This is a genomic window from Micromonospora sp. M51, from assembly GCF_018070305.1.
In the GTDB taxonomy this organism is placed as follows: Bacteria; Actinomycetota; Actinomycetes; order Mycobacteriales; family Micromonosporaceae; genus Micromonospora; species Micromonospora parva.
Genome location: NZ_JAGPXZ010000212.1, coordinates 1 through 8,298, shown reverse-complemented (window position 1 = coordinate 8,298; position 8,298 = coordinate 1). Strand labels below are relative to the sequence as shown.

The window sequence follows — 8,298 nt, the reverse complement described above, 5'->3', positions numbered from 1 at the left end:
CCCCGGCGGCGCGCAAGGTGGCGGCGCCCCCGGACGCGACCGGGTTGGGGTCGGGCACGGCGATGACCACCCGACCCACCCCGGCCTGGACGAGCGCGGAACTGCAGGGGCCGGTGCGGCCGGTGTGATCGCAGGGTTCCAGGGTGACGACAGCGGTGCCGCCCTTGGCCCGCCGGCCGGCCTGCGCCAGGGCGACGATCTCGGCGTGCGGGCCACCGGCGTACGCGTGGAAGCCCTCGCCCACGACCTCGCCGTCGGAGTCGAGCAGCACGCACCCGACCACCGGGTTGGGGCTGGTGGTGCCGAGCCCGCGCGCCGCCAACTCGATCGCACGCCGCATCGCCTCGTCAACGGAGACGCTGGCCATCGCCCTGCCCCTGCCCTCTCACTCGCCGGTCCGCGCGCGGGCGGTCAGGGAGGCGGTGGCCATGGGGCCACGGGCAGGCGGTGGCGGAATCCGGGAACGGCACAGCCGCCCCCGGAGGGCCGGCACGGCACGCTGACGCCAGCGGTCGGCTCGGACCCGTCCGTCCCGCGCGCTGTCTCCCATCCGGACTGTCTGGGCGCGGACGAACCGCCCCCAACCGTCGGCCCCGGATTTTCACCAGGTCCACCGGGCGGCAGAGCCGTCCGGGTCGCGGGCTGACCACGGTTGGACCGTGGATCACCGCCGGTTCGGAATTTCACCGAGTCCCGCCAGCGCGTGGTGGGTACACGGGAAGTCTTACACGCCGATCCGGCTCCGCCGCCACCTAGGCGAGCTACTTCACAGCGGTATCACGCTCAGGTGACGCCGCGACGCCGGTCCACCGCCACGTACGAGCCCGGTTGACTCTTGGCGACCGTCTTCATCTCCGAGGCCATCGCGATCGCCTCGAGAGGGTCGGAGAACCGCTTGCCGGCGTCGGAGAGGGAGACCCCGATGGAGAGGGTGACCAGGGCGGCCCGCCGGATGGTGCCCCGCCGGTCCTTCAACTCGACGAAGCCGCGTTCCCGGTCGGTCGGGTCGTAGAGCGTGTCGGCGGCGTTCTCGAAGTCGACCACCGCCTGGGACGTCAACGGGCGCACCTGGTCCGGGGCGCAGACGATGACGAAGTCGTCACCGCCGACGTGACCGAGGAAGGCCGGTGGCAGCCCGACGCCCACCACCGCCCGGTGCAGGCTGCGGGCCAGCGCGGAGATGAAGTCGTCGCCACGGACGAAGCCGTACCGGTCGTTGACGCTCTTGAACCGGTCGATGTCGACGTAGCCGACCGCGTAGTCCACGCCCTGTCGGACCCGGTCGCTGATCTCCCGACGGATCCGGCTGTTGCCGGGCAGCCCGGTCAGCGGGGAGACCTCCCGGAACTCCTTGTTGCGGCGCAACGTGGACGACACCCGGGCCACCAGCTCGGCGGTGTCGAACGGCTTGACCAGGTAGTCGTCCGCGCCGGCGCTGAGCCCGTGCACCTTGTCGACGGTCATCCCCTTGGCCGTCAGCATGATCACCGGCAGGGCGGAGGTCATCGGGTCGGCGCGCAGCCGCCGGGTCAGCTCCAGCCCGTCGATCCGGGGCATCATGAGGTCGACCACCGCCAGATCCGGCCGCTGGCGCTCGATGACCTCCAGGGCCTCCTGGCCGTCACCGGCGTGGATCACCTCGAAGCCGTGCAGCCGCAGGTTGAAGTCGACGAAACGAGCGATGTCCTCGTCGTCGTCCACGACGAGGATGACGTCCTTGCGGTCGGCCTCGGGCTCCACCTCAGGCCCCGGGAGCCGCGCGTTCCGCCAGTGCCCGCAGGTGCCGTACCGCCTCCGCCGGATCGGCGGCCCCGTACACGGCGGTGCCGGCCACGAACGCGTCGGCGCCCGCCGCGGCCGCCTGCTCGATGGTGTCGGCGGCGATCCCGCCGTCCACCTCGATGCGCAGCTCCAGGTGCCCGGCCGACACGTGCCGCCGGGCCGTGCGCACCTTCTCCAGCAGCTGCGGAATGAACCGCTGCCCACCGAAGCCCGCCTTGATCGTCATGATCAGCAGGGTGTCGAAGCTGGGCAGCAGGTCCAGATAGGGCTCGATCGGGGTGTCCCGGTCGATGGCCAGGCCCGCCTTCGCACCGGCCGAGCGCAGGTCCTTGGCCAGCGCCACCGGGTCGTCGGAAGCCTCCGCGTGGAAGGTGACGTTGTACGCCCCGGCGTCGGCGTACCCGGGCGCCCACCGGCGCGGGTCCTCGATCATCAGGTGCACGTCGAACGGCATCGCCGTGACAGCCCGCAGGCTCTGCACCACGGGCAGCCCAATGGTCAGGTTCGGCACGAAGTGGTTGTCCATCACGTCGACGTGCAACCAGTCCGCGGCGTCCTCGACGGCACGGACCTCTTCGGCGAGGCGGGCGAAATCGGCGGCCAGGATGCTCGGCGCGACGATCGGCGGCGGTACGGTCACCGGGCCAGTGTACGAACGTGGCCACCCGCCACCGGCATCGCGGCACCAACTCCGACGCGCTGTGACCCAGCAGTGACCAGTGGTGCAGAATTGGACGCTCCGGATTCCTGAATCCGGACGAACAGACATCGGCGGCTGGCCGAACGACGGAAACGCGACGACACTCCAAGCGGGACGGTGCCGTAGGCTGCACGCCCGCCGGGGTCTCGCCGCGGGGCGCGGTGACCGGCCGCCAGCTCCCGGGAGGCAGACGATGCGACGGTGGCTTCCAGCGCTGGTGCTGGCCGGCGTCACGACGATGCTGCTGCTGACCGGCTGCACGCCGGCCCGGGGCGCGGACGGTGATCTCACCGACGACTGGCCGACGCTGCGGGTGCCCAAGCCGTTCACCCCCGCCACCGACACCTGCCTGCCGCGGATCGCCACCGTCGTGCAGGCCAGCACGTACGAGACGGTGGACTGCGCGCGCAACCACCTGGCCGAGACCATCCACGTCGGCACCTTCGTCGGCCCCGACGCGCTGACCGAGACCCGACCGGAACCCGGGTCGTCGGCGCTGCGCACGGCCCGCGCCGAATGCGACCAGCGGGCCCGCGAGGTGCTCGGCGGTGACTGGCACACCGCCCGACTCGCGCTGTCCCTCGCGCTGCCGTCCGCGCCCGCCTGGGCCGGCGGCGCCCGCTGGTTCCGCTGCGACCTCAGCGAGACCGGCAGCATCGACAACACCCGCCCGGTGAACCGCACCGGCAGCCTGCGCGGGGCGTTGATCGGCGACGCGCCCCTGACGCACCGCTGCTTCGACCCGAAGCTGATCGGCGACAACCTCAACTACATGGCGCCGGTGCTCTGCACCGAGCCGCACCGCGCCGAGTTCGTCGGCGTCTACCAGGAGCGGGACATGAGTTGGGCGGAGTTCACCAAATCCGCCGAGCAGGCGCACCAGCGCTGCATGGCGTTGATCGCCGAGTACGCGGCGGTGCCCAACAACAGCGAGTTGCCGTACCGGGCCGGGTCCATCTACTACCCGCCCTCGCAGCGGGAGTGGGAGGAGGGCGACCGTGGAGTGCGCTGTTTCCTGTGGAGCGACGACCGCAAACTCACCCGCTCGATGCGCGGGGTCGGCCCCGAGGGACTGCCCGCGATCTGAGCATCGGTGCCGTATGCTGCTGCGCCGTGGCGCTACCGACCGGTTGGGTCCGGTCGGGGGCCACCGGCGGCGGGAGGTCGGGATGCGACGGTGGTTGGCGACGTTGGCCGGGGGCGGGGCGCTGGCCCTGGCGCTGGCCGGGTGCGGCGCACCCGCCGGAGTCGACAGTGACCTCACCGACGACTGGCCGGCGCCCGTCGCGGCGCAACAGTTCGTCCCCGCCGCCGACGTCTGCCACCAGAGCTCCCAGCAGGTCGGCTTCCTGACCGGCTACAACCCGACGCCGTGCACCGAGGCGCACCGGGGCGAGACCATGCCCGTCGGCACCCTCACCGGCCCGGGCGCCGACGGCGGACCGCGCCGGCCGCGGGCGACCCCGCGGTCCCCCAGGCGGTGGGCGCCGACTGGCGGTCCGGGCGGCACGGCCTGACCGGCGTGCTGCCGTCGCCGCAGGCCTGGTCGGGCGGGGCCCGCTGGTACCGCTGCGACGTCACCGAGATCGCCAGCATCGACGACACCGCCGTCGACCTGCGCACCGGCAGCCTCCGGGGCGCGTTGTCCGGCGCGGCCCCGCTGGCGTACCGCTGCTTCAACCCGAAGATGGTCAAGGACGACATCGACGAGATGGTGCCGGTCTCCTGCACCGCCAAGCACCACGCCGAGTTCGTCGGCGTCTGGCAGGCCCCGGACGTCAGCTACGCCAGGTTCACCAGCGACGTCAAGCGGACCCACCGGGCCTGCCAGACGATGATCGCCAAGTACGCCAAGGTTCCGGACAACTCCCAGCTGGACTTCCGCGCCGGGACGATCTACTACCAGCCGTACGAGGAGGAGTGGCGCAACGGCAACCGGGGCGTGCAGTGCTTCCTCTGGATCTCCGACCGGAACCTGACCCGGTCGATGAAGAACGCCGGCACCAAGGGCCTTCCGGTCACCTAGGCCAACGGCGTCCGGCCGGTCGGGTGACCGGCCGGACGCGTGGGTCGGATCAGCCCCGGCGTAGGACGGCGAGGAACATCGCGTCGGTGCCGTGGCGGTGTGGCCACAGCTGCACGGTCGGCCCGTCGCCGAGACCGGGCATGCCGGTCGGCAGCAGCGGCCGGGCGTCGACGAAGTCCACCGGAACCCCGCTGCGGCGGGCCGCCTCGGTCACCGTCACGTGCGTCTCGACGGTGTGCGGCGAGCAGGTGACGTAGGCGACCAGGCCGCCCGGGCGGACCGCCCGCAGCGCGGCGCCGAGCAACTCCCGTTGCAACCGGGTCAGCGGCGGCAGGTCCGACGGCTGGCGACGCCAGCGCGACTCCGGCCGACGACGCAGCGAGCCCAACCCGGTGCACGGCGCGTCCACCAGCACCCGGTCGAAGTGCTGCTCGGGAAGCTTGGGGTCGCCGCCGACCTCACGGCCGTCCATGGTCAGCACTGCCACCGGCAGATCCCGGGTGGCCAGCGAGACCAGCCGGGCGCGGTGCTCGGCCACCTCGACCGCTGTCACCCGGGCACCCCGCTGCGCGGCCAGCGCGCCGAGCAACCCGGCCTTGCCACCCGGGCCGGCGCACAGGTCCAGCCAACGCCCGTCCGGGCCGTCCAACGGCGCGTCGGCGAGCGCGGCGGCCACCAGCTGGGAGCCCTCGTCCTGGACGTGGGCGCGGCCGTCGGCCACCGCCGGGATGTCACCCGGCGCGCCGCCGGGCAGATAGACGGCGTACGGCGAGAAGGCGCCGGGCGCACCGCCGACCTGGTCGGCCAGCTCGATCGGGTCGATCAGGCCGGGCCGGGCGCACAGGTGCACCGGCGGGCGCTCATTGTCCTCGATCAGGAGGCGGGCCGTCTCCCCCAGGTCGCCGCCGAGCGCCTCGGAGAAGGCCCGCACGATCCACTGCGGATGGCTGTACGCCAACGCGAGGTGCCCGACCGGGTCGGTCTCCATCGGTGGGGCGAGCTTCGCCACCCAGGCGTCCGCGTCCCGGCTGGACACCTCACGCAGCACCGCGTTGGCGAAGCCGGTGGCCCCCGGTGCGACCGAGCGGACCAGGTCCACAGTGGACGAGACCGCGGCGTGCGCCGGCACCCGGGTGTGCAGGAGTTGGTACGCCCCGAGCCGCAGCGCGTCGCGTACCGGCGGGTCGATCCGGGCCACGTCCCGGCCGGCCGCGTCGGTCAGGATCGCGTCCAGCGTGCCCAGGTTGCGCAGGGTGCCGTAGGTCAGCTCGGTGGCGAAGGCCGCGTCCCGACCGAACAGCCCCTCCTCGCGCAGGATGGTCGGCAGCACCAGGTTGGCGAACGCGTCGTCCCGGTGCACCGCCGCCACCGCCTCGTACGCGGCGCGACGCGGTCGGTCCAGTGGTGGCCGGGTCGGGCGGCGATCCCCGCCCCGGCCGGTCGACGGGCCGGAGCGCGTCGGGCGGGTTCCCTCCGGTGCCGTCACGCGAATTCCTCTCCAGCGCCGACCCGGACGCCGCGCGCCCAGTCGGTCGCGCCCATGGCCCGCTTGCCCGCGGCGCGGACCTCACCGAGACGCACCGGCACTGTCGCCGTGCCGACCAGCACCCGGGACTTCTCCACCAGCAACTGCCCCGGCTTCAGCTCGGGGCCGTCAGGCACCGGGGACACCGGGCCGAGCTTCACCCGCTCGTCGCGGAAGGTGGTCCAGCCGCCCGGCGCGGGCGTGCAGGCCCGGATCCGCCGGTCCACGGCGAAGGCCGGGTCGCCCCAGCGCACCCGCGCGTCATCCACTGTCAGCTTCGGTGCCAGCGACACCCCGTCGGCGGGCTGCGGCTCGGCGCGGGCGGTGCCGTCGGCGATCGCGTCGAGCACCGCCACCAGCAGCCCGGCGCCGGAGTCGGCGAGTCGCTCCAACAGGTCACCGGAGGTGTCGGCGGGGCGGATCTCGTCGGTCAGCGTGCCGTAGACCGGCCCGGTGTCCAGGCCCTCCTCCAACTGGAAGACGCTGGCCCCGGTCAGCTCGTCGCCGTGCAGCACGGCGTGCTGCACCGGCGCGGCGCCACGCCACGCGGGCAGCAGGGAGAAGTGCAGGTTGATCCAGCCGTGCCGGGGGATCTCCAGGGCCGCCGGCGGCACCAGTGCGCCGTAGGCGACCACCGGCACGCAGTCCGGCTCCAGCTCGCGCAGCCGGTCGAGGAACTCCGGGTCGCGGGGGCGGGCCGGGGTGAGCACCTCCACGCCATGCTCGTCGGCCCACGCGCCGACCGGGGAACGGGACAGACCGCGGCCACGCCCGGCGGGCGCGTCGGGCCGGGTGACCACGGCCACCAGCTCGTGCCGGGAGGCGGCGACGGCGGCCAGGGCGGGCACGGCGACGGCCGGCGTACCGGCGAAGATCACGCGCATCCGGGTCAGCGCCCCAGACCGAAGGGGTCGCTGATGTGCGGGCTGAGCTTGACCGTGGGCGGGGCCGCCGCGTCGTACCACTCGGCCTGGCGGATCGCCTTCATGGCTTCCTTGCGCCCCTCCGGGTCCAGTCGGTCCAGGAAGAGCACCCCGTCGAGGTGGTCGGTCTCGTGCTGCACGCAGCGCGCCATCAGACCGGTGCCGACGATCTGCACCGGGTCGCCGAACGAGCTGAAGCCCTTGGCGACCACGTTCTGCCGGCGCTTGGTGTCGAAGTACAGCCCGGGGATCGACAGGCAGCCCTCGGGGCCGTCCTGTTCCTCCTCGTCGGGGAACTCCAGCACCGGGTTGATCAGGTGCCCGAGGACGTCGTCGACGTCGAAGGTGAACACCCGCAGGCTCACACCGAGCTGCGGCGCGGCCAGGCCGGCGCCGTTCTGCTCACGCATCGTGTCGGTGAGGTCGGCGACGAGCCGACGGAGCTCGGCGTCGAAGTCGACCACCGGATCGGCCGGCGTGCGCAGCACCGGATCCCCAAACAGACGGATGGGCTGGACGGTCACGCGGGACGGCTCCTTCTTCGGGGTGGACGAGCGGTGCCGTACCAGTCTACGGAGTGCCCGGCCGGACGCCGGGCGGCGCACCTCGATCAACCACCGCCGGTGTGCCCAGCGTCACCGGGCGGCCCGGTCGAGCAGGTCACGCACCCGCTCGGCGTCCGGGTGGCCGAGGTCGTCGAGGATGCCCAGGGCCCGCCGCCAGGTGCGCGCGGCACCGGCCGCGTCCCCCACCGCCTGGCGGCTCTCGCCGAGCCGGGACAGGGTGTCCGCCTCGTCGTAGCGGTCGCTGACCCGCCGGTACAGCCCGAGCGCCCGCTGGAAGCAGCGGATCGCGGCCCGGTGCTCACCGAGCCGGGCGTGGATGAAGCCGAGGCTGTCCCAGGTGTTCGCCTCACCGTGCCGGTCGCCTGTCGTCCGCAGCAGCGCCAACGCCTCCCGGCAGTGGCTGAGCGCCGGCGGGTACCGACCGAGCTGGGCGTACGCCCACCCCACCGCGTTGCGGGCGCTGGCCTCCCCGGCGACGTGGCCGGCGCTGCGGTACAGCGCCAGGGCGCGCTCGCTCTGCTCCAGCGACTCGGCGTGCCGGCCGAGCCCGTCGAGCATCGCGCCGAAGGCCCGGTGGGTGCGCGCCTGCCCGGTGTGGTCACCCAGCTCGGCGAAGATCGTCAGGGCCTGGCGGTAGGTCCTCGCCGCCTCGTTGACCCGACCCAGCCGGGACAGCACCCGGGCGAGGTCGCGGTGGGCGTTCGCCTGCCCGGGTCGGTCGCCGCTGCGCTGCGCCCCGGCCAGGGCGTTGCGCTGGGCCACGGCCAGGTCCGGCC

The 8,298-nt window shown here is 73.6% G+C and carries 8 protein-coding genes, 1 pseudogene and 1 riboswitch; of the genes and pseudogenes, 2 read left to right on the top strand and 7 right to left on the bottom strand.

The features are described 5' to 3' along the window. From ribD to rpe, 3 genes are all read right to left on the bottom strand, one after another. A partial coding sequence (gene ribD / locus KBX53_RS13925; protein WP_210859636.1) for a bifunctional diaminohydroxyphosphoribosylaminopyrimidine deaminase/5-amino-6-(5-phosphoribosylamino)uracil reductase RibD occupies positions 1 to 367 on the bottom strand: 367 nt, incomplete at its 3' end. Positions 368 to 534: 167 nt separating this feature from the next. Beyond that, positions 535 to 705: riboswitch (FMN riboswitch) on the bottom strand. Between the two features lie 78 nt (positions 706 to 783). Beyond that, positions 784 to 1,740 (bottom strand): response regulator, encoded by a 957-nt coding sequence (locus KBX53_RS13920; protein ID WP_030335691.1) that lies wholly within the window; start codon positions 1,738 to 1,740, stop codon positions 784 to 786. A 1-nt stretch (position 1,741) separates the two neighbouring features. Beyond that, the gene (rpe, locus tag KBX53_RS13915; RefSeq protein WP_030335689.1) at positions 1,742 to 2,422 is read right to left on the bottom strand and encodes a ribulose-phosphate 3-epimerase; all 681 of its coding nucleotides are present in this window, start codon (positions 2,420 to 2,422) and stop codon (positions 1,742 to 1,744) included. Between the two features lie 253 nt (positions 2,423 to 2,675). On the opposite strand from rpe, the gene KBX53_RS13910 reads away from it, so the two are divergent. Beyond that, complete coding sequence (locus KBX53_RS13910) at positions 2,676 to 3,569, top strand: septum formation family protein (RefSeq protein WP_030335687.1); 894 nt, start codon at positions 2,676 to 2,678, stop codon at positions 3,567 to 3,569. Between the two features lie 82 nt (positions 3,570 to 3,651). Next, positions 3,652 to 4,508, top strand: a pseudogene (locus KBX53_RS13905) (septum formation family protein). 49 nt (positions 4,509 to 4,557) lie between these two features. On the opposite strand, the gene KBX53_RS13900 reads toward KBX53_RS13905, so the two are convergent. The 4 genes from KBX53_RS13900 to KBX53_RS13885 all read right to left on the bottom strand — a co-directional run. Further along, positions 4,558 to 5,994: a transcription antitermination factor NusB gene (locus KBX53_RS13900; RefSeq protein WP_210859634.1), complete on the bottom strand. Its 1,437-nt coding sequence runs from the start codon at positions 5,992 to 5,994 to the stop codon at positions 4,558 to 4,560. Then, positions 5,991 to 6,917 carry a methionyl-tRNA formyltransferase gene (gene fmt, locus KBX53_RS13895; protein ID WP_030335684.1) on the bottom strand — a complete coding sequence of 309 codons (927 nt, stop codon included), beginning with the start codon at positions 6,915 to 6,917 and terminating at the stop codon, positions 5,991 to 5,993. Before fmt ends, KBX53_RS13900 begins: the two co-directional genes overlap by 4 nt. 5 nt (positions 6,918 to 6,922) lie before the next feature. Further along, positions 6,923 to 7,480 carry a peptide deformylase gene (gene def, locus KBX53_RS13890; RefSeq protein ID WP_030335682.1) on the bottom strand — a complete coding sequence of 186 codons (558 nt, stop codon included), beginning with the start codon at positions 7,478 to 7,480 and terminating at the stop codon, positions 6,923 to 6,925. A 111-nt stretch (positions 7,481 to 7,591) separates the two neighbouring features. Next, on the bottom strand, positions 7,592 to 8,298 hold a 707-nt coding region (locus tag KBX53_RS13885), incomplete at its 5' end, for a tetratricopeptide repeat protein (protein ID WP_210859632.1).